This is a genomic window from Streptomyces sp. NPDC055013, from assembly GCF_053608645.1.
Genome location: NZ_JBSGVW010000030.1, coordinates 36,672 through 56,075 on the forward strand (window position 1 = coordinate 36,672; position 19,404 = coordinate 56,075).

Sequence of the window (19,404 nt, forward strand, 5' to 3'; positions counted from 1 at the left end):
CCATGAACGCCCGGACAACAGGGGGCGACGGCTGGGAAACGGGCTGGTGCGGGCTGATGGAGTCCAATTCTGCGGCTGGACACCGGGCGGCCGGCTGGGGCGCCGCCGCGCCCCGGCCGGCGAGGGCACTGCCGCGCCGGTCATGGCGACGGCGCGGCGCCCATTCGGCCGACCACCGCGGCCCGAAACGACACCGCACCGGCCCGCATCGGCCCAGCCCAATGCTCACGCCGACAAGGGACGTTGCACCCGGATCGACTGCAGCAACCCCACCGCCACCCAGACCGCGAACATCGACGACCCTCCGTATGACACGAACGGCAGCGGCAGACCGGTCACCGGCATGATCCCCAGCGTCATCCCGACGTTCTCGAACGACTGGAAGGCGAACCACGCGACGATCCCCGCCGCGACGATCGTCCCGTACAGCTCGGTGGTCTCGCGGGCGATACGGCAGGCCCGCCACAGGATCACGCCGAGGAGGACGATGATCAGCCCGCCGCCGAGGAAGCCCAGTTCCTCCCCCGCCACGGTGAACACGAAGTCGGTCTGCTGCTCCGGCACGAACTGGCCGGTCGTCTGCGAGCCGTGGAACAGCCCGGCGCCCATGAGCCCGCCGGAACCGATCGCGATGCGCGCCTGGTTGGTGTTGTAGCCGACGCCCGCCGGGTCGAGCTCCGGGTTGGCGAAGGCCGCGAAGCGGGCGATCTGGTAGTCGTCCAGGACGCCCAGTTGCCAGACCGCGATCGCCCCCATGGTGCCCGCACCGATCAGCCCGAAGACCCAGCGGTTGGAGGCACCGGACGCGAGCAGCACGCCCAGCACGATCACCACCATCACCATGACCGAGCCGAGGTCGGGCATGAGCAGCACGATCAGCATCGGCACGGCGGCCAGACCCAGCGCCTGCACGACCGTGCGGTGGTCCGGGTACTGCTTGTCCCCCGCGTCCACTCTCGTCGCCAGCAGCATCGCCATGCCGAGGATGATCGTGACCTTCACGAACTCCGAGGGCTGGAGCGAGAAGCCGCCGGGGAGCTTGATCCAGGAGTGGGCGCCGTTGATCGTGGAGCCGAGCGGGGTGAGCACCAGCAGGATCAGGAACACCGAGACGCCGTAGAGGATCGGCACGGCCGTGCGCAGGGTGCGGTGCCCCAGCCACACGGTGCCGATCATCAGCGCGATCCCGATCCCGGTGTTCAGGATGTGCCGGATCAGGAAGTAGTACTGGTCGCCCTGGTTGAGCTCGGTGCGGTTGCGTGTCGCCGAGAAGACGAGGATCGAGCCGATCAGCGACAGGGCGATCGCCGCCAGCAGTATCGGCCAGTCCAGCCGGCGGGCGAGCGAGTCGCGGGCGAACAGGCGGGTCCAGCCGGCCCGCTCGGGCCCGTACCCGGAGACCTGGAAACTGTTGGCGCCGGTCATGTGAGCATCCTCCGGCTTCCGCGCCCGCGGCCCCTGCGTCGTCTGCGCCGGGTGTCCCGGTTCTCGGTCGTCGGCGGCGCGACCGTCCCGGCGAGTTGCTGCTCGTCCTGCTCGGCCTCGCCCTTCTGACCGGCCCGCTGCTCCTTCGCCGGGTCCTTGGAGACCTTCGGCGAGGCGATGGTGCCGTCGGTGCGGACCTTCGGCAGGTTCTTCTCCGGGGTGGGCAGCAGCGCGTTCTTCTTGTTGATCGCGCCGTCGTCGGCGACGCCGTACAGCGCGTCGTAGATGTTGCGCACGGCCGGACCCGAGGCGCCGGAACCCGTACCACCCTGGGAGATCGTCATGACGACCGAGTAGTCCTTGGTGTACGTCGCGAACCACGAGGTCGTCTGCTTGCCGTAGACCTCGGCGGTACCGGTCTTGGCGTGCATCGGGATCTTGTCCTGCGGCCAGCCGACGTCCGCGAACCGCCAGGCGGCGGTACCGCGGGTGGCGACGCCGGCGAGGGCGTCGTCCATCGCGGCCAGCGTCTGCTTGTTTATGGGCAGCTTGCCGTGGGACTTGGGCTTGATCTCCTCGACGGTCTTGCCGTCGGGGCTGACGACGGCCTTGCCGACCGTGGGGTCGTAGAGGGTGCCGCCGTTGGAGATGGCCGAGTAGATGGTCGCCATCTGGATGGGGGTGACGAGGGTGTCGCCCTGTCCGATGGAGTAGTTGACGGAGTCACCGGCGCGCAGCCGGTTGCCTTCGAGGCAGTTCTCGTAGGCGATCTTCTCGGCGTAGCTGCCGTCCCTCTTGCCGTACTTGCACCAGGCGTCCTTGTTGGCCTTCCAGTAGTCCTGCTTCCACTGGCGGTCGGGGATGCGGCCGGTGACCTCGTTGGGGAGGTCGATGCCGGTCTCCGCGCCGAGGCCGAACTGGTGGGCGGTCTTGTAGAACCAGTCGCCCGCGTTCTTCTTCGGCTTGGTGCCGCCGTCCCGCTTCCACTCCTCGTGGGAGAGGCGGTAGAAGACGGTGTCGCAGGAGACCTCCAGGGCGCGGCCGAGGCTGATCGGGCCGTACCCCTTGGACTCGAAGTTCTTGAAGACCTGGCCGCCGATCGAGTACGAGCTGGAGCATTGGTACGGGCCGTCGAAGGAGTAGCCCGCGTTGACCGCGGCGGCCGTCGGGACGACCTTGAAGATGGAGCCGGGGGCCGACTGGCCCTGGATCGCCCGGTTGAGCAGCGGGTAGTTGGATGCCTTGCCCGTCAGCGTCTTGTAGTCCTTGGCCGAGATGCCGCCGACCCAGGCGTTCGGGTCGTACGACGGGTTGGACGCCATGGCGACGACGCGGCCGGTCTTGGCCTCCATCACCACGACCGCGCCCGAGTCGGCCTTGTACTGCTCGTGGGTGTTGCGGTCCCACTCCTTGCGGGCTTGCTTCATCGCCTCGTTCAGCTCGTACTCGGCGACTCGCTGCACGCGGGCGTCGATGCTGGTGACGAGGTTGGCCCCGGGCTCGGCGGCGTCCGCCTTGGCCTGGCCGATGACCCGGCCGAGGTTGTCGACCTCGTAGCGGGTGACGCCGGCCTTGCCGCGCAGCTGCTTGTCGTACTCCCGCTCCAGGCCGGAGCGGCCGACCTGGTCGGAACGCAGGTACGGCGAGTCGGTGTCCTGGGCCTGCTGGAGCTCCTCGTCGGTGACCGGGGAGAGATAGCCGAGGACCTGGGCGGTGTTGGAATTGCCGGGGCTCGGGTACCGGCGCAGGGCCTGCGGCTCGGCGGTGATGCCGGGGAAGTCCTCGGCCCGCTCACGGATCTGCAGGGCCTGCTTGGGGGTGGCCTCGTCGGTGATGGGGATGGGCTGGTACGGCGAGCCGTTCCAACAGGGCTGCGGGGTCTCGGCGTCGCACAGCCGGACCTTGCCCATCACGTCCTCGGTCTTCATGCCGAGCACTTTGGCCAGCTTGGTCAGGACGCCCTTGCCGTCGTCCTTCATCTTCAGCAGGTCGGTGCGGGAGGCGGAGACCACCAGCCGCGTCTCGTTGTCCGCGAGGGGCACTCCGCGCGCGTCCAGGATCGAGCCGCGCACGGCGGGCTGCACGACCTGCTGGACGTGGTTGCCGGACGCCTCCTTGGCGTAGGCGTCGCCCTCGCGGATCTGCAGGTACCACAGGCGGCCGCCGAGGGTGCCCAGGAGGGAGAGGACGAGGATCTGGATGACTACGAGCCGGATCTGGACACGTGGCGTGCGGCCGGTCTCGGGGATGTTGCTCACTGCGGCTGCCTCCCCCTCTCAGTACGAGAACCAGTGCGGATACGACTGTGTGTGAACGACTCTGTGCACGACGCCGCCTGCGACTGCGGGTACGAGTGATGAACGTCCGGCCCGCGGGGCCCGGTTCCTCCTGGACTCACCCGTCCGGGTGAACTCGCCTGCCCTCACAGTCGCTTGACCCCCTTGATGCGCCCGGCGCGTGCCGTCCGCGCCCGCACGGCCTTCACCTTCAGCCCGCCCTTGAGTCCGCCCTTCAGGCCCCCCATCCCGCCGCGCTGGCCGCCGATGCGCAGGCCGGTGCCGCCGGAGAGCCAGCCGGTGGAGATGTCGGCCTTCTTCGCCTGGGACTTGGTGTCGGCGAGCGGATCGTTCTCCGCGCGCCTGGCCAGCGCCATGATCCCCGGGACGACGAACGGGGCGAGCAGCAGGTCGTACAGCGCGGCCGTGAACAGCAGGCTGCCGAGGCCGACATGGCGGGCGGCGGTGTCCCCGACCAAGGCACCGACACCGGCGTACAGCAGTGTCGAGCCGATCGCGGCGACGACCACGACGACCATCGGCCCGGTGGCCGATTTGAGTCGGCCGTGGTCCGGCTTGATGAGCCCGGCGAGATAGCCGATGACGCACAGCACCAGCGCATAGCGGCCGGCGGCATGGTCGGCGGGCGGAACGAGGTCGGCGAGCAGACCGGCGCCGAAGCCGACGAGGGCGCCGCCGACATGGCCGTACACCATGGCGAGGCCCAGGACGGTGAGCAGCAGCAGATCGGGGACGGCGCCCGGGAGGTGGAGGCGGGCCAGGACGCTGACCTGGATCACCAGGGCGACGACGACCAGGGAGGAGGAGAGCAGGACTCGGTTGACGCGCATCTGGCTTCAGCTCCTACTGCTCTTGCTCGTACACGTCTTGCTCGTACTGGTTCCGGCCGTCGGCCTCAGGTTGATCCTGGCCGTCGGCCTGCGGCTGGTCCTGACCATCCGCCTGCGGCTGGTTCTGACCGTCGGCCGGGTCCTCGGCGCCCGGCGTGACGGTGACCGTCACGGTCGGCGTGGGGGTCGGCTCGGGCTTGTCGGGGAGCACCGTGTCGCGCGGGTCCTTCGTGGGTGCCTGGACGACGACGCCGACGATGTCGAGCTTGCTGAAGCTGACGTACGGCGTGACGTACAGGGTGCGGGTCAGGTTTCCCCCGGACGGGTCGACGCGGGAGACCACGCCGACGGGGACGCCGGGCACGAACGGCTTGTCGGCCTGCGAGCCGAAGGTCACGAGCCGGTCGCCCTTCTTCACCTCGGCCTTGCCGTTGAGCAGTTCGACACGCAGCGGACGGTCGCCCTGGCCGGAGGCGAAGCCGAGCTCGTCGCTGGCCTCCATGCGGGTGCCTACGGTGAAGTCGGGGTCGCTGGCGAGAAGCACGGTCGCCGTGTTCGGGCCGACGGTGGTGACCCGCCCGACCAGCCCGTCCCCGTTCAGTACGGTCATGTCGCGCTGGATGCCGTCGTTCACGCCGACGTCGATGGTGATCGTCCAGGAGAAGCCCTGAGCCGCTCCTATGGCGATGACCTCCGCACCCTTGATCCCGTACTGACCTGCGCCCGCGACCTTCAGCACCTTGTCGAGCTGCTTCAGGCGGCTGCGGTTGCGGTCGTCGCTGCCGAGCTTGGCCTTGAGGGCGGCGTTCTCCTGCTCCAGCCGGGCGAGCCGGTCGTGGCGCTCGCCGGAGTCGCGGATCGCGGCGACCGCGTTGCCGACCGGGTTCACCGCGGCCGACACGCCGTCCTCGATCGGGCCGAAGACCGTGGCGGCGGCATGGCGGGCACCGTCGACCGGCGAATCCTCACCGCCGCGGATGTCCACCGTGATCAGCGCGAACGCGATGGCGATCAGCAGCACCAGGAGCAGCCGGCTCTCTCGTGTGTCCCTCACGTGCGGCGGCCGTGCCCTTCCTCAGTAGGAATTCGGGAAACCCCCGGCAAACCCGAGGTGCTCCCTATGCGGAGTTTGGCTACGAACTTGTAAGCGGAGCTTGTATGTGGAGCTTGTATGCGGAGGTTCCCTGCCAAGTGCCGAAGTCCGAAGGTTCGAAGTTTCGAGGCTCTTCAGGGAGCTTATGCCTCCATATCAACGATCCGCCGTACGAGAGGAGATCATCCCGTACGGCGGAATCGAAGAGTTACGTCATCTGCGCGGCTGGGCGTCCAGCACCTGCTGCAACGCCTCGAACTCCTCGACGCACTTGCCGGAGCCGAGCGCCACGCTGTCCAGCGGGTCCTCGGCGATGTGGATCGGCATGCCGGTCTCGCGGCGCAGCCGCTCGTCGAGGCCGCGCAGCAGGGCGCCACCGCCGGTCAGAACGATTCCTCGGTCCATGATGTCGCCGGACAGCTCCGGCGGGCACTTGTCGAGGGTCGTCTTCACGGCGTCCACGATCGCGTTGACCGGTTCCTCGATGGCCTTGCGCACTTCGGCCGCTGAGATGACGACGGTCTTCGGCAGTCCGGAGACGAGATCCCGGCCGCGGATTTCGGTGTGTTCGTCAGCATCGAGGTCGTACGCCGAACCGATCGTGATCTTGATCTGCTCGGCCGTCCGCTCACCCAGCAGAAGGGAGTACTCCTTCTTGATGTGCTGGATGATCGCGTTGTCCAGTTCGTCGCCCGCGACGCGGATGGACTGGGCGGTGACGATCCCGCCGAGGGAGATGACCGCGACCTCCGTGGTGCCGCCGCCGATGTCGACCACCATGTTGCCCGTGGCCTCGTGGACCGGCAGGCCGGAGCCGATGGCCGCGGCCATCGGCTCCTCGATGATGTGCACCTGGCGGGCGCCGGCCTGGGACGACGCCTCGATGACGGCGCGGCGCTCGACACCCGTGATGCCGGACGGCACACAGACGACGACCCGCGGACGAGCCAGATACCGCCGCTTGTGGATCTTCAGGATGAAGTAGCGGAGCATCCGCTCGGTGATCTCGAAGTCGGCGATGACGCCGTCCTTCAGCGGACGTACGGCAACGATGTTGCCGGGCGTGCGCCCGATCATCTTCTTCGCTTCGGCGCCGACCGCGAGAATGCCACCGGTGTTGGTGTTGATCGCGACGACGGACGGCTCGTTGAGTACGATCCCGCGACCCCTGACGTACACCAGCGTGTTGGCGGTCCCGAGGTCGACAGCCATGTCACGGCCGATGAACGACATTGAGTTCCCCATCAGGATTCGTCTGGCCTTCCTGGGAGCTTTTGATGGCTTTTCAGGTCGGCGAAGTGGGTGCTGTGACGTGAAGGCTTCTATCGTAGACGCGCCTTCGCGAACACTGCGGGAGGGTCTTCGCCATTGTCAGCAGATGGCGAGTCGCCTCGCTTGTGGAGACGGGCCATCGGGGGCACTCGTTCCCTCGATCGCCACGCATATGCCACTGGGCGGCCGGGTTTCTTCGACCGCCCCGGTTCGGGCCGGGTGTGGGGGTCAGGCGCGGCCCGGGAAGAAGATCTTCACCTCGCGCTCGGCGGACTCCTCGGAGTCGGAGGCGTGGATGAGGTTCTCGCGGACGATCACGCCGAAGTCACCGCGGATGGAGCCGGGCGCCGCGGCGATCGGGTCGGTCGGACCGGCCAGCGCGCGCAGCCCCTCGATGACCCGCTCACCCTCGACGATCAGGGCCACGACCGGGCCGGAAGCCATGAACTCCACCAACGGCTCGTAGAAGGGCTTGCCCTTGTGCTCGCCGTAGTGCTGCTCCAGGGTCTCCTGGTCCAGGGTGCGCAGCTCCAGCGCGGTGATCTGCCAGCCGGCCTTGCGCTCGATCCGGCCGATGATCTCGCCGGTCAGGCCGCGGCGGACTGCGTCGGGCTTGAGCAGGACGAGGGTGCGCTGGGTCACGACGAGCTCCTTATTACCTACAGGTGTGCGGTGGGACGAGGTTACAGGGCTGAGCTGGGCGCTCGTCACGGAGTGTCAGCCTGTGCAGGTCGCCGGCCCCGAGGGCTGCCCCTCAGGGCCTGGATCGGCCTCGACGGCCTCGTCCTCAGGCTCCGGAAGGGCTGGTTTTGTCCCCTTGCGCCGCAAAGCGCGCCTTCGCTTCGTCGACCTTTCTGCCGTAGTGCACCGAAGCCCACCACAGCGCCGCGAACACCGCGCCCAGGAAGAACATCGTCGGGACGATGAAGCCGGACGCGATGAGGGCGATCTGCAGGGCCCAGCCGAGGGCGACACCGCCGGGCCGGGTCACCAGGCCGCACAGCAGCAGGCACAGGAACATCGCGATCCCGCTGACCGTCCACACCGTCGACATGGACAGGTCGGGATCCTTCATGGCGACCAGACCGGCGAAGCCGATGACGAAGAACTCGCCGATCAGGGTCGAGGAACAGAGCGTACGCATCTTCGGACTCAGCCCTTCCCCAGCAGCAGCCGGGCTTCGCCGACCGTGATGACGGACCCGGTGACGAGCACACCGCCGCCCGCGAACTCGCCCTCCTCCTCGGCCAGCGTGATCGCGGCCTCCAGGGCGTCCGGCAGTCGCGGTTCGACTTGTACGCGGTCGTCGCCGAACACCTCGACGGCGAGGGCGGCCAGTTCGTCGGCGTCCATGGCGCGGTGGGAGCTGTTCTGCGTGACGACGATCTCGGCGAAGATCGGCTCGAAGGCCTCCAGCAGCTCCCGTACGTTCTTGTCGGCGCTCGCGCCGACGACCCCGATCAGCCGGCTGAAGTCGAAGGCCTCCCCGATCGCCTCGGCGGTCGCCCGCGCGCCGGCCGGGTTGTGGGCGGCGTCGAGCACGACGGTCGGCGAGCGCCGTACGACCTCCATACGGCCCGGGGAGGAGACGGCCGCGAACGCCTTGCGGACCGTGTCGATGTCCAGCGGCTCGGCCCGCGCGGCGCCGACGCCGAAGAAGGCTTCCACGGCGGCGAGGGCGACGGCCGCGTTGTGCGCCTGGTGCGCGCCGTGCAGCGGCAGATACACCTCGGGGTACTCACCGCCCAGACCGCGCAGGGTCGCCAACTGTCCGCCGACGGCGACCTGGCGCGACACGACACCGAACTCCAGGCCCTCGCGCGCGACGGTGGCGTCGACCTCCACGGCCTTCTTCAGCAGCACCTGCGCCGCGTCCACCGGCTGCTGGGCCATGATCACGGTGGCGTCCTGCTTGATGATCCCGGCCTTCTCACCGGCGATCTCGCCCGGAGTGCCGCCGAGCCGGTCGGTGTGGTCGAGGTCTATGGGGGTCACGACGGCGACATCACCGTCGATGACGTTCGTGGCGTCCCAGGAGCCGCCCATCCCCACTTCCACGACGGCCACATCGACGGGCGCGTCGGCGAAGGCGGCGTACGCCATGCCCGTCAGCACCTCGAAGAAGGACAGCCGGTACTCCTGCTGCGAGTCGACCATCTCGATGTACGGCCGGATGTCCTGGTACGTCTCGATGAACCGCTCGGCCGAGATCGGCGCCCCGTCGAGGCTGATCCGCTCGGTGATCGACTGGACGTGCGGAGAGGTGTAGCGGCCGGTGCGCAGCTCGAAGGCGCCGAGGAGGGCCTCGATCATGCGGGCCGTCGACGTCTTGCCGTTGGTGCCGGTGATGTGGATGGAGGGGTACGCCCGCTGCGGCTCGCCCAGCACGTCCATGAGCGCGGCGATCCGAGTGACGGACGGCTCCAGCTTGGTCTCGCCCCAGCGGGTGGCGAGCTCCGCCTCGACCTCGCGCAGCGCCTTGTCGACCTCGGGGTCCTCGGGGCGTGCGGGCACGTCGGCGCTGGGCGGGCCGCCCTGGGTGCGCAGGGTGCGGCTGCCGGCCTCGATCACCGCGAGATCCGGGTCGCGGTCGGTCTCGGCCGCGATGATCTCTTCGAAGGGGTCGAGGGGGTCGGGCTCGTTCTGGTCGCTCACGGGGCCAGTCTACGGAGGGCGACTGACAGTGCGCCCATGGAGTGGGGTGTCCTGGGTTGCCGGGCGGCTACCGGTCCGTTGTGGCCGGTCGCGCCCACGCGGCGGAGGCGCATATCGATACGGCCCCGCGCCCCTGAGGTACGCGCAGGCCCCCGGTGCCAGGACAGCACCGGGGGCCTCAGGGCCGTGGAACCGCCTATGCCTGCGGCAGACGGTCCAGCTGGGCGGCAATCCGCGCGATGTCCTCGTCCGCCTTCGCGAGGCGGCCGCGGATCTTCTCCACGACGTTGTCCGGGGCCTTCGCGAGGAACGCCTCGTTGCCGAGCTTGGCGTTCGCCTGGGCCTTCTCCTTCTCGGCCGCCGCGAGGTCCTTCGCGAGGCGCTTGCGCTCGGCCGCGACGTCGATCACGCCGGAGAGGTCGAGCGCGACCTCGGCGCCCGCCACCGGCAGGGTCGCCGTGGCCGTGAAGGACTCGCCCTCCGGCGTCAGGCGCAGCAGCTGGCGGATGGCCGGCTCGTGCGGGGCGAGTGCCGTGCCGTCGAGGGTCAGGCGGGCCGGGACGCGCTGGCCCGGCTGGAGGCCCTGGTCGGCGCGGAAGCGGCGGACCTCGGTGGTGACCTGCTGGAGAACGGCGATCTCCTGCTCGGCAGCGGCGTCACGGAAGCCGCTGTCCTTCGGCCACTCGGCGATCACGATCGACTCGCCGCCCGTCAGCGTGGTCCACAGCGTCTCCGTGACGAACGGGACCACCGGGTGCAGCAGCTTGAGGGTGACGTCGAGGACCTCACCGAGGACGCGCTTGGAGACCTCGGCCGGCTCGCCGCCCGCCTGGAACGTCGTCTTCGACAGCTCGACGTACCAGTCGAAGACCTCGTCCCACGCGAAGTGGAAGAGCGCGTCGGAGAGCTTCGCGAACTGGAAGTCCTCGTAGAACGCGTCGACTTCGGCGACGACGGAGTTCAGGCGGGACAGGATCCAGCGGTCCGTCGACGACATCGCCGAGGGCTCCGGGAGCGGGCCGTCGACCGTGGCGCCGTTCATCAGCGCGAAGCGGGTGGCGTTCCAGATCTTGTTGGCGAAGTTCCGGGAACCCTGGACCCAGTCCTCGCCGATCGGGACGTCGACGCCCGGGTTGGCGCCGCGGGCCAGGGTGAAGCGGAGCGCGTCGCTGCCGTACTTGTCCATCCAGTCCAGCGGGTTGACCGCGTTGCCGAAGGACTTCGACATCTTCTTGCCGAACTGGTCGCGGACCATGCCGTGCAGGGCGATGGTGTGGAACGGCGGGGTGCCGTCCATCGCGTACAGGCCGAACATCATCATCCGGGCGACCCAGAAGAAGAGGATGTCGTAGCCGGTGACCAGGACGGAGTTCGGGTAGAACTTCGCCAGCGAGTCGGTCTGTTCGGGCCAGCCGAGCGTGGAGAAGGGCCACAGGCCGGAGGAGAACCAGGTGTCGAGGACGTCGGTGTCCTGGTGCCAGCCCTCGCCGGTGGGGACCTCGTCGTCGGGGCCGACGCAGAGGACTTCACCCTCCGGGCCGTACCAGACCGGGATGCGGTGCCCCCACCACAACTGCCGCGAGATGCACCAGTCGTGGAGGTTGTCGACCCAGTCGAAGTACCGCTTTTCCATCTCCTGCGGATGGATCTTGACGCGGCCGTCGCGGACCGCGTCACCGGCCGCCTTGGCGAGCGGGCCGACCTTGACCCACCACTGCATGGACAGGCGCGGCTCGATGGTGGTCTTGCAGCGTGAGCAGTGTCCGACGGAGTGGACGTACGGCCGCTTCTCGGCGACGATCCGGCCCTCGGCGCGCAGCGCGGCGACGATGGCCGAGCGGGCCTCCAGGCGGTCCAGGCCCTGGAAGGGGCCGTGGGCCGTGATGACGGCGTGCTCGTCCATCACCGTGAGGGACGGCAGGTCGTGACGCCGGCCGATCTCGAAGTCGTTCGGGTCGTGGGCCGGGGTGACCTTGACGGCGCCGGTGCCGAACTCGGGGTCGACGTGCTCGTCGGCGACGACGGGGATACGGCGGCCGGTGAGCGGAAGCTCGATGTCGCGGCCGACGAGGTGGCGGTACCGCTCGTCGTCGGGGTGGACGGCGACCGCGGTGTCGCCGAGCATCGTCTCGGCGCGGGTCGTCGCCACGACGATGGCCTCGTCGCCGTCGCCGTACCGGATGGAGACGAGCTCGCCGTCGTCGTCCTGGTACTCGACCTCGATGTCCGAGATGGCCGTCAGACAGCGCGGGCACCAGTTGATGATGCGCTCGGCGCGGTAGATCAGCTCGTCGTCGTAGAGGCGCTTGAAGATGGTCTGGACGGCCTTGGACAGGCCCTCGTCCATGGTGAACCGCTCGCGGGACCAGGCGACGCCGTCGCCGAGGCGGCGCATCTGGCCGCTGATCTGCCCGCCGGACTCGCCCTTCCACCGCCAGACACGCTCGACGAAGGCCTCACGCCCGAGGTCGTGCCGGGACTTGCCTTCCTTGCCCAGCTCGCGCTCGACGACGTTCTGCGTGGCGATGCCGGCGTGGTCCATGCCGGGCTGCCACAGCGTCTCGTGACCCTGCATGCGCTTACGACGGGTCAGGGCGTCGATGAGGGTGTGCTCGAAGGCGTGCCCGAGGTGCAGGCTGCCGGTGACGTTCGGCGGCGGGATGACGACGGTGTACGGCGGCTTGTCGCTCTTCGCGTCCGCCTCGAAGTAACCCCGCTCCACCCAGCGCTCGTACAGCGGCCCCTCTACGTCGGCCGGCGCGTACTGGGTCGGCAGTTCGGTCTCGGGCGCTGGTGGCTGCTGCTGAGCGTTCTCGGTCACCCGCTCAGTTTAGGGGTGTCGCGGGCGTGTCCCGAAACGCCTTTGTTCTGTAACGGTGGGCACCCCGATGCCATGCGTTGCCTGAGTCTGAGCCAGGATGTCAGGAACACATAAGCATCTGGAGGGGAACCCAGAAATGAGCTACAACCAGCCGGGCCCGTACGGCGGGCAGCCCCAGCAGCCCGGTCCGTACGGCGGGCAGCCTCAGCAGCCCGGTCCCTACGGCCAGCAGCCGCAGGCGCCCCAGCCCGGCTACGGCTACCCCCAGCAGGCCCCGCCGGCCCAGCCCGGCTACGGCTACCCCCAGCAGCCCCCCGGCGTCCCGCCCCAGCAGCCGAACCCCTACGGCCAGCAGCCCCAGTACGGCCAGCAGCCTCAGTACGGCATGCCCCAGCCCCCGGCTCCGGGTGGCGGCGGCAAGAAGGCCGGCCTGATCATCGGCGCCGTGGCCGTCGTGGCCGCCATCGGCGTGGGCGCGTACTTCGTGCTGGGCGGCAGCAGGGGCGGCGGCGCGGGCAACCTCGAGGACGACGGGGCGCACAAGCTGGCTACGCCGGCGACGGTGCTCAGCGAGTACAAGCGGGTCAGTGCAAGGAACCAGTCCTCCGACTCCGACACCGTGAAGGACATGGAGAAGAGCGGCGTCAAGAACGGAACGGTCGTCGTCGGGAGCTGGTCCACCGCCGACTTCAGCAACTACGACCCGCAGGACCCCAGCACCATCCCTGACCAGGCGGAGCTGCTGGCCGCCAAGGGCGTCACGATGGTGGGCGGTTACGGAGAGATCGCGGACCCCCAGTCGACCCTGGACAAGTTCTTCGCCTCCATCCAGAAGGAGGTCGAGAAGAGCTCTTCGAGCGACTCCCCCACCATGCAGAATGCCGAGCTGGTAGGCGAGCCCGAGGAGGTCGAGATCGACGGCGCGGTCGCCAAGTGCCAGTCGACCAAGGCCACCAACGCACTCACCAAGAAGCAGTCCACCGACTGGTTCTGCGCCTGGGCCGACTACAGCACGGTCGCCATGGTCTCGCCCGGCGACAACACCGGCACGGGCGTCGGCAAGGACACCACGGTCGACCTCACCAGCAAGCTGCGCCAGGAAGTCCGCGAAAAGGCCTGACACCGCACGCGCCAACTACGAAGGGCCCCGTCTCGCGACCGGGGCCCCTTCGTACGTCTGCGGTAGTGCGGTGCGGCTACGCCGTCTTCTGCTCCCCCGACCCCCGCCCCCGCGCATCCCGCGGAATCAGCGTCGGGTTCACGTTCGACTGGACGACCTCGGCCGTGATGACGACCCGGGCGACGTCCTTGCGGGACGGCACCTCGTACATCACCGACATCAGGACCTCCTCCATGATGGCGCGCAGGCCGCGCGCGCCGGTCTGGCGGAGGATGGCCTGGTCGGCGATGGCCTCCAGGGCCTCGCGCTCGAAGTCGAGTTCCACGCCGTCGAGTTCGAAGAGGCGCTGGTACTGCTTGACGAGGGCGTTGCGCGGCTCGACCAGGATCTGGAGCAGGGCCTCGCGGTCCAGGTTGTGGACCGAGGTGATGACGGGGAGGCGGCCGATGAACTCGGGGATCATGCCGAACTTGACCAGGTCCTCGGGCATGACGTCCTCGAACTGGTCCTTGGCCTCCAGCTCGCGCTTGGAGCGGATCGTCGCGCCGAAGCCGATGCCCTTGGCGCCGGCCCGGGACTCGATGATCTTCTCCAGGCCCGCGAACGCGCCGCCCACGATGAACAGGACGTTCGTCGTGTCGATCTGGATGAACTCCTGGTGCGGGTGCTTACGGCCGCCCTGCGGCGGGACCGAGGCCGTCGTGCCCTCCAGGATCTTCAGCAGGGCCTGCTGGACGCCCTCGCCGCTCACGTCCCGGGTGATCGACGGATTTTCACTCTTCCGCGCGACCTTGTCGATCTCGTCGATGTAGATGATCCCGGTCTCGGCCTTCTTGACGTCGTAGTCGGCCGCCTGGATCAGCTTCAGCAGGATGTTCTCGACGTCCTCGCCGACATAGCCGGCCTCCGTCAGCGCCGTCGCGTCCGCGATGGCGAAGGGGACGTTCAGCATGCGGGCCAGGGTCTGGGCGAGCAGCGTCTTGCCGGAGCCCGTGGGGCCCAGCAGCAGGATGTTGGACTTCGCCAACTCGATGGCGTCCTCGCGGCTTTGACCGCCGCCGTTCTCGCCGGCCTGCACGCGCTTGTAGTGGTTGTAGACGGCGACGGAGAGCGCCTTCTTGGCTGCTTCCTGGCCGACCACATAGCCCTCGAGGAACTCGTAGATCTCGCGCGGCTTGGGCAGTTCCTCCCAGCGGACCTCACTGGTCTCCGCGAGCTCTTCCTCGATGATCTCGTTGCAGAGATCGATGCACTCGTCGCAGATGTACACACCAGGGCCTGCGATGAGCTTCTTGACCTGCTTCTGGCTCTTGCCGCAGAACGAGCACTTGAGCAGATCGCCGCCGTCACCGATGCGTGCCACGGTGTGCTTCCCCTTCGCCTGGGAGACGACTGGACGTTTTCGAATCCAGCGGCTCCTGGTGCTGCCTTATGTCGACGGTACCTTGCCTGGCCCCCCGTTCGGGCCCCCCTTGGCGCGGTTCACTTTGACGTGCACCGTCCCAAACCGTGCCAAGGGGCAGCAGACACTACCGGGTCCGCGTCAGCGAACGTCGGCGTTGTTCATCTTCCGGGTGGAGATGATCTGGTCGATCAGCCCGTACGACAGCGCGTCCTCGGCTGTGAGGATCTTGTCGCGCTCGATGTCCTCGCGAATCTTCTCGATCGGCGTGGTGGAGTGCTTGGCCAGCATCTCCTCCAGCTGCGAGCGCATCCGCAGGATCTCGTTCGCGGCGATCTCCAGGTCGGAGACCTGACCGCGGCCGGTCTCGCTGTACGGCTGGTGGATCAGCACGCGGGCGTTGGGCAGCGCCATGCGCTTGCCGGGCGTGCCGGCGGCCAGCAGCACGGCCGCGGCGGAGGCCGCCTGGCCCATGCAGACCGTCTGGACGTCCGGCTTCACGAACTGCATCGTGTCGTAGATGGCCGTGAGGGCGGTGAAGGAGCCGCCCGGGCTGTTGATGTAGACCGAGATGTCCCGGTCGGGGTCCATCGACTCCAGGCACAGCAGCTGCGCCATGACGTCATTGGCGGAGGCGTCGTCGATCTGCACGCCGAGGAAGATCACGCGCTCCTCGAAGAGCTTCGCGTACGGGTCGTACTCGCGGATGCCCTGCGAGGTGCGCTCCACGAACCGCGGGATGACGTAGCGGGACTCGGCGGCGGGACCCGTGTACTCGGCGCGCGTGCGGTCGTACAGGCCGCTGCCGGGGAAGTCGTTCACTGTCTGTCTCCTAGGGGCTTGGGCGGTCGGCTGGGGGCGCTGCGGGGGTGTGTGTGCCCCGCGGTGGGGCTCAGGCCCCGGTGCCGCCGCCGCCCGGCATACCGGCGGCCGTGGGCATCACGTCGTCGATGAGGCCGTACTCCTTGGCCTCGAAGGCGTCGAACCAGCGGTCACGGTCCGAGTCGCGGGTGATCTGCTCGATCGACTGGCCCGTGTGCTGGGACGTGAGCTCGGCCATGCGCTTCTTCGTGTGCAGCAGCCGCTCGGCGTGGATCTTGATGTCGGAGGCCGAGCCGGCCAGGCCCGCGGAGGGCTGGTGGATCAGGATCTCGGCGTTCGGCAGCGCGAAGCGCTTGCCCGGGGTACCCGCGCTGAGCAGGAACTGTCCCATCGAGGCGGCGAGGCCCATGGCGATGGTCACCACGTCGTTCTTGATGTACTGCATGGTGTCGTAGATCGCCATGCCGGCCGTGATCGAACCGCCGGGGCTGTTGATGTACAGGAAGATGTCCTTGTCCGGTTCGGCGGCAAGGAGCAGCAGCTGCGCAGTGATCTTGTTGGCGATGTCGTCGTCGACCGGCTGGCCGAGGAAGATGATCCGCTCGCCGAGCAGCCGGTTGTAGACCTGGTCGCCGAGGCCACCGCCGATGGAGGGCTCGCCGGCGGCGGAGGGCATCAGATTCGTCACGTATCCACCTGCTCGTCTTACGACGGCGCCGGGCCGTCTTACGTGTTCTGCGGGCAACGGGGGCTTCCCTGCCCTCATACTCATGGACCCTAACGCGGTGGCCCTGTGCTGCAATCCCGGTTCAGCGGGTGTTCGCTGTGAGCGCATGCGCACCGCCGGTGGGCCGTTCCTGCTCGCCGCAGGTCCACCGGGTAAGCAGACGGGCCCCGGGTCATCCAATGACCCGGGGCCCGTCCGTACGGCTTACAAGGTGCCGTGGGCTCAGCCCTCGGACTTCTCCTCGGCGGCCTCGTCGGCGGTGCCCTCGGCGGCCTCCACCGTCTCGGTGGCCTGCTCGGTCTCGTCCTCGTCGTCCAGGTCGATGACCTCGCCGTTGGTGTCCTTGACCACGGCCTTCTCGACCACGACGGCCAGGGCCTTGCCGCGGGCGACCTCGCCGACCAGGAGCGGAACCTGGCCGCCCTCGACGACCGCCTGGGCGAACTGGTCGGGGGACATGCCGGAGGAGGCGGCGCGACGCATGAGGTGCTCGGTGAGCTCCTCCTGGTTGACGTTCAGCTTCTCCTGCTTGACGAGCTCGTCGAGGACGAACTGCGTCTTGATGCCCTTGACCGCGGCTTCCTTGGTCTCGGCATCGAACTCCTCGACCGTCTTACCCTGGATCTCGAGGTACTTCTCGAGGTCGAGACCCATCTGGCCGAGCTGGTGGTGCTCGAGGTTGTGCTTACGGGTGTTGATCTCGTCCTCGAGCAGCTTCTCGGGGACGGGCACCTCGACGAGCTCCAGCAGCTTCTCCAGGACGCGCTCCTGGGCCTGCGTGGCCTGGTCGTACTGCTTCATGTTCTCGAGGCGCTTGCGGCTGTCGGCCTTGAGCTCGTCCAGCGTGTCGAACTCGGAGGCGAGCTGCGCGAACTCGTCGTCCAGCTCGGGCAGTTCGCGGGCGGCGACCTGGGTGACCTTGACGGTGACCTCGGCCTCCTTGCCGGCCGCCGAGCCGCCCTTGAGCTCGGAGGCGAAGGTGGCCTCGCCACCGGCCTCGAGGCCCTTCACGGCGTCGTCGATGCCTTCCAGCAGCTCGCCGGAGCCGATGGTGTAGGAGACACCCTCGGCGACGCCGTCCTCCAGGACCTCGTCGTCGACCTTGGCCTGCAGGTCGATGGTGACGACATCGCCGTCCTCGGCGGCCCGCTCGACCGGGGAGGTGGAGGCGAAGCGCTCGCGGAGCTGCTCGACCGACTTCTCGACGTCCTCGTCGGTGACCTCGACCGCGTCGACCTCGACCTCGATGCCGGAGTAGTCCGGGATCTCGATGGTCGGGCGGATGTCGACCTCGGCGGTGAAGTTCAGCGTCTCGCCGTCCTTCAGCTCGGTGATGTCGACCTCGGGCTGGCCCAGGACGTTGAGGTCGGCCTCGTTGACCGCCTCGGTGTAGAACTTCGGCAGCGCGTCGTTGACGGCCTCCTCCAGCACGGCGCCACGGCCGAACCGCTGGTCGATGACGCGGGCCGGGATCTTGCCCTTGCGGAAGCCCTTCACCGTGACCTGCTGGTTGATCTTCTTGTACGCCGCGTCGAGGCTGTCCTTGAGCTCCTCGAAGGGCACCTCGACAGTGAGCCGAACCCGAGTCGGGTTCAGGGTCTCCACGGCGCTCTTCACGGTTCGGTCTCCTTGTGGCTGACTTCTTGGGTTCTGCCGGGACCAGACTGGCCCGGCGGATTTCGCCGCCCGGGAGGACTTCATCAGATGGAGAGACACACGGGCGTGCAGCTTGCATAGTAACGGCAGCGGCGACACGCCCCAAAGGCGATCACTGGACGCGATCACACGAGGTCGCCACGCATGTGGCCGGTCTTGACCGGTCCTGGTCGGGGTGGCGGGATTTGAACCCACGGCCTTCCGCTCCCAAAGCGGACGCGCTACCAAGCTGCGCCACACCCCGTGCTGGTGCGACACGTAGGGTACATGCCCACAGGCAGCGCGGCCGCCGCATTAACGGGGTGTGCGATGAGGGGTGCCGACCCGCTACGATGCCTTCTGTGCCGCGGTCACCTGACCTGCGGCGCGTCCTGTGCGGGCGTAGCTCAATGGTAGAGCCCTAGTCTTCCAAACTAGCTACGCGGGTTCGATTCCCGTCGCCCGCTCCATACGGCTCAGGGCCAGGTCAGAGGATTAGTCCCCGACCTGGCCCTGAGCCGTTTTCGTGGCCGTCTCCGGGCCCTCCGAGAGCTGATCGCGGCGTTTCGATCTTGCGTGCCGATGGCCGATGCACACCAGGAGCGCGGTCACCGGCGCCATCAGCAGGGCAAAGCGGGCGAGCGCGTACGGGAGAACGTTGAGGATCTCGTTCGTGTCAGCGCCCTGGATCATCCCCGGAAGAGGCGGCTCCCAGCCCAAGGCTTCGCGCCCTCCACGCACCGACAAGCCTCGACGTGGTGATCCCGATCCTCGCCGAACGGATGCCGTACGGGGCGTAGAGGGCGTCGCCGACCAGGACCGGTGGGGCGGAGATGCCAGCCAGGTAGAGGTGGGTGTCGGAGGGCCCCGCGCAGGAGGACCGGGGTGGAGCCCTCGGGCTGGGCCTTGGACAGCCGTACGGTCGTCCGGACGGCCGGCGACGCGTTGAGCAAGGTCATCGTGCGGTGCGTGCCGCCCGTGCCGAGCAGGATCAGGCGCTCGCCGGTCTGTCCGACGATGTCCTGCTCCCCCTTGACCTGAACGGTCCAGCGGGCACGGCCGGTGGTGGGGTCGAGGCGCTCGTGCCGGTGATGTCGTCGGGGGTGGCGTCCATGGGGGCGGGCCCAGGTGTTGCTGCCGCTGGCCAGGGCGAACCGGGTCGCCAGGACCTCGTCGCCCGCGCACACCAGCGACGTGCCTGAGGCGATTTAGCGGTTGAAGGGACCGCCGGGGCCGATCGGCTCCTTGTCGACGCTCGGGTCCTTCGACTTCTTGTGCCAGGCCTGCCAGGCGGCCGACAGGCCG

Annotated in this window: 16 protein-coding genes and 2 tRNA genes; 2 read left to right on the forward strand and 16 right to left on the reverse strand. The window is 68.6% G+C overall.

Features of this window, described 5'->3' with window-relative positions; translation table 11 throughout:
- Positions 1-225: 225 nt before the first annotated feature.
- From rodA to ACWGDB_RS30445, 9 genes are all read right to left on the reverse strand, one after another.
- Positions 226-1,425, reverse strand: a complete 1,200-nt coding sequence (rodA, locus tag ACWGDB_RS30405) for a rod shape-determining protein RodA (RefSeq protein ID WP_453825364.1) — start codon at positions 1,423-1,425, stop codon at positions 226-228.
- On the reverse strand, positions 1,422-3,683 hold the full coding sequence (mrdA, locus tag ACWGDB_RS30410; RefSeq protein WP_453825365.1) for a penicillin-binding protein 2: 2,262 nt from the start codon (positions 3,681-3,683) through the stop codon (positions 1,422-1,424). The genes rodA and mrdA overlap by 4 nt, the downstream gene beginning before the upstream one ends.
- Before the next feature lie 164 nt (positions 3,684-3,847).
- Positions 3,848-4,552, reverse strand: a complete 705-nt coding sequence (mreD, locus tag ACWGDB_RS30415; RefSeq protein WP_453825366.1) for a rod shape-determining protein MreD — start codon at positions 4,550-4,552, stop codon at positions 3,848-3,850.
- 13 nt (positions 4,553-4,565) lie between these two features.
- A complete protein-coding gene (gene mreC / locus ACWGDB_RS30420; protein ID WP_453825367.1) occupies positions 4,566-5,606 on the reverse strand; it encodes a rod shape-determining protein MreC in 1,041 nt (346 codons plus the stop codon).
- Positions 5,607-5,858: 252 nt separating this feature from the next.
- Positions 5,859-6,878: a rod shape-determining protein gene (locus tag ACWGDB_RS30425; RefSeq protein WP_004931372.1), complete on the reverse strand. Its 1,020-nt coding sequence runs from the start codon at positions 6,876-6,878 to the stop codon at positions 5,859-5,861.
- Positions 6,879-7,145: 267 nt separating this feature from the next.
- Complete coding sequence (gene ndk / locus ACWGDB_RS30430; protein WP_383613178.1) at positions 7,146-7,559, reverse strand: nucleoside-diphosphate kinase; 414 nt, start codon at positions 7,557-7,559, stop codon at positions 7,146-7,148.
- 145 nt (positions 7,560-7,704) lie between these two features.
- Positions 7,705-8,061: a DUF4233 domain-containing protein gene (locus ACWGDB_RS30435; RefSeq protein WP_328881654.1), complete on the reverse strand. Its 357-nt coding sequence runs from the start codon at positions 8,059-8,061 to the stop codon at positions 7,705-7,707.
- An 8-nt stretch (positions 8,062-8,069) separates the two neighbouring features.
- Positions 8,070-9,572 (reverse strand): bifunctional tetrahydrofolate synthase/dihydrofolate synthase, encoded by a 1,503-nt coding sequence (folC, locus tag ACWGDB_RS30440; RefSeq protein WP_453825368.1) that lies wholly within the window; start codon positions 9,570-9,572, stop codon positions 8,070-8,072.
- Positions 9,573-9,768: 196 nt separating this feature from the next.
- Positions 9,769-12,393 (reverse strand): valine--tRNA ligase, encoded by a 2,625-nt coding sequence (locus ACWGDB_RS30445; protein ID WP_453825369.1) that lies wholly within the window; start codon positions 12,391-12,393, stop codon positions 9,769-9,771.
- A 136-nt stretch (positions 12,394-12,529) separates the two neighbouring features.
- On the opposite strand from ACWGDB_RS30445, the gene ACWGDB_RS30450 reads away from it, so the two are divergent.
- Positions 12,530-13,513: a hypothetical protein gene (locus tag ACWGDB_RS30450; RefSeq protein WP_453825370.1), complete on the forward strand. Its 984-nt coding sequence runs from the start codon at positions 12,530-12,532 to the stop codon at positions 13,511-13,513.
- Positions 13,514-13,589: 76 nt separating this feature from the next.
- Here ACWGDB_RS30450 and clpX read toward each other — a convergent pair whose 3' ends face one another.
- The 5 genes from clpX to ACWGDB_RS30475 form a co-directional block, all read right to left on the reverse strand.
- A complete protein-coding gene (gene clpX, locus ACWGDB_RS30455; protein WP_383613191.1) occupies positions 13,590-14,876 on the reverse strand; it encodes an ATP-dependent Clp protease ATP-binding subunit ClpX in 1,287 nt (428 codons plus the stop codon).
- A 180-nt stretch (positions 14,877-15,056) separates the two neighbouring features.
- Positions 15,057-15,737, reverse strand: coding sequence for an ATP-dependent Clp protease proteolytic subunit (locus tag ACWGDB_RS30460; protein WP_328881649.1), 681 nt, complete (start codon positions 15,735-15,737; stop codon positions 15,057-15,059).
- Between the two features lie 70 nt (positions 15,738-15,807).
- Positions 15,808-16,413: an ATP-dependent Clp protease proteolytic subunit gene (locus ACWGDB_RS30465; RefSeq protein WP_328430572.1), complete on the reverse strand. Its 606-nt coding sequence runs from the start codon at positions 16,411-16,413 to the stop codon at positions 15,808-15,810.
- 273 nt (positions 16,414-16,686) lie between these two features.
- The gene (gene tig / locus ACWGDB_RS30470; protein WP_389443959.1) at positions 16,687-18,081 is read right to left on the reverse strand and encodes a trigger factor; all 1,395 of its coding nucleotides are present in this window, start codon (positions 18,079-18,081) and stop codon (positions 16,687-16,689) included.
- Positions 18,082-18,287: 206 nt separating this feature from the next.
- Positions 18,288-18,364 (reverse strand) — tRNA-Pro (locus ACWGDB_RS30475).
- Positions 18,365-18,495: 131 nt separating this feature from the next.
- On the opposite strand from ACWGDB_RS30475, the gene ACWGDB_RS30480 reads away from it, so the two are divergent.
- Positions 18,496-18,569 (forward strand) — tRNA-Gly (locus tag ACWGDB_RS30480).
- A 25-nt stretch (positions 18,570-18,594) separates the two neighbouring features.
- Here the strand turns inward: ACWGDB_RS30480 and ACWGDB_RS30485 are convergent.
- Entirely contained in the window at positions 18,595-18,792 is a 198-nt protein-coding gene (locus ACWGDB_RS30485; protein WP_453825371.1) for a hypothetical protein, read from the reverse strand.
- The gene (locus ACWGDB_RS30490) at positions 18,789-19,286 is read right to left on the reverse strand and encodes a hypothetical protein (RefSeq protein WP_453825426.1); all 498 of its coding nucleotides are present in this window, start codon (positions 19,284-19,286) and stop codon (positions 18,789-18,791) included. Before ACWGDB_RS30490 ends, ACWGDB_RS30485 begins: the two co-directional genes overlap by 4 nt.
- Positions 19,287-19,404 lie beyond the last annotated feature (118 nt).

Bases quoted from the DNA above. Each gene is read 5' to 3' on its own strand.
- rodA (WP_453825364.1), bottom strand. From the start codon at position 1,425: ATGACCGGCGCCAACAGTTTCCAGGTCTCCGGGTACGGGCCCGAGCGG.
- mreD (WP_453825366.1), bottom strand. From the start codon at position 4,552: ATGCGCGTCAACCGAGTCCTGCTCTCCTCCTCCCTGGTCGTCGTCGCC.
- ACWGDB_RS30425 (WP_004931372.1), bottom strand. From the start codon at position 6,878: ATGTCGTTCATCGGCCGTGACATGGCTGTCGACCTCGGGACCGCCAAC.
- ACWGDB_RS30435 (WP_328881654.1), bottom strand. From the start codon at position 8,061: ATGCGTACGCTCTGTTCCTCGACCCTGATCGGCGAGTTCTTCGTCATC.
- ACWGDB_RS30450 (WP_453825370.1), top strand. From the start codon at position 12,530: ATGAGCTACAACCAGCCGGGCCCGTACGGCGGGCAGCCCCAGCAGCCC.
- ACWGDB_RS30465 (WP_328430572.1), bottom strand. From the start codon at position 16,413: ATGCCCTCCGCCGCCGGCGAGCCCTCCATCGGCGGTGGCCTCGGCGAC.
- ACWGDB_RS30485 (WP_453825371.1), bottom strand. From the start codon at position 18,792: ATGATCCAGGGCGCTGACACGAACGAGATCCTCAACGTTCTCCCGTAC.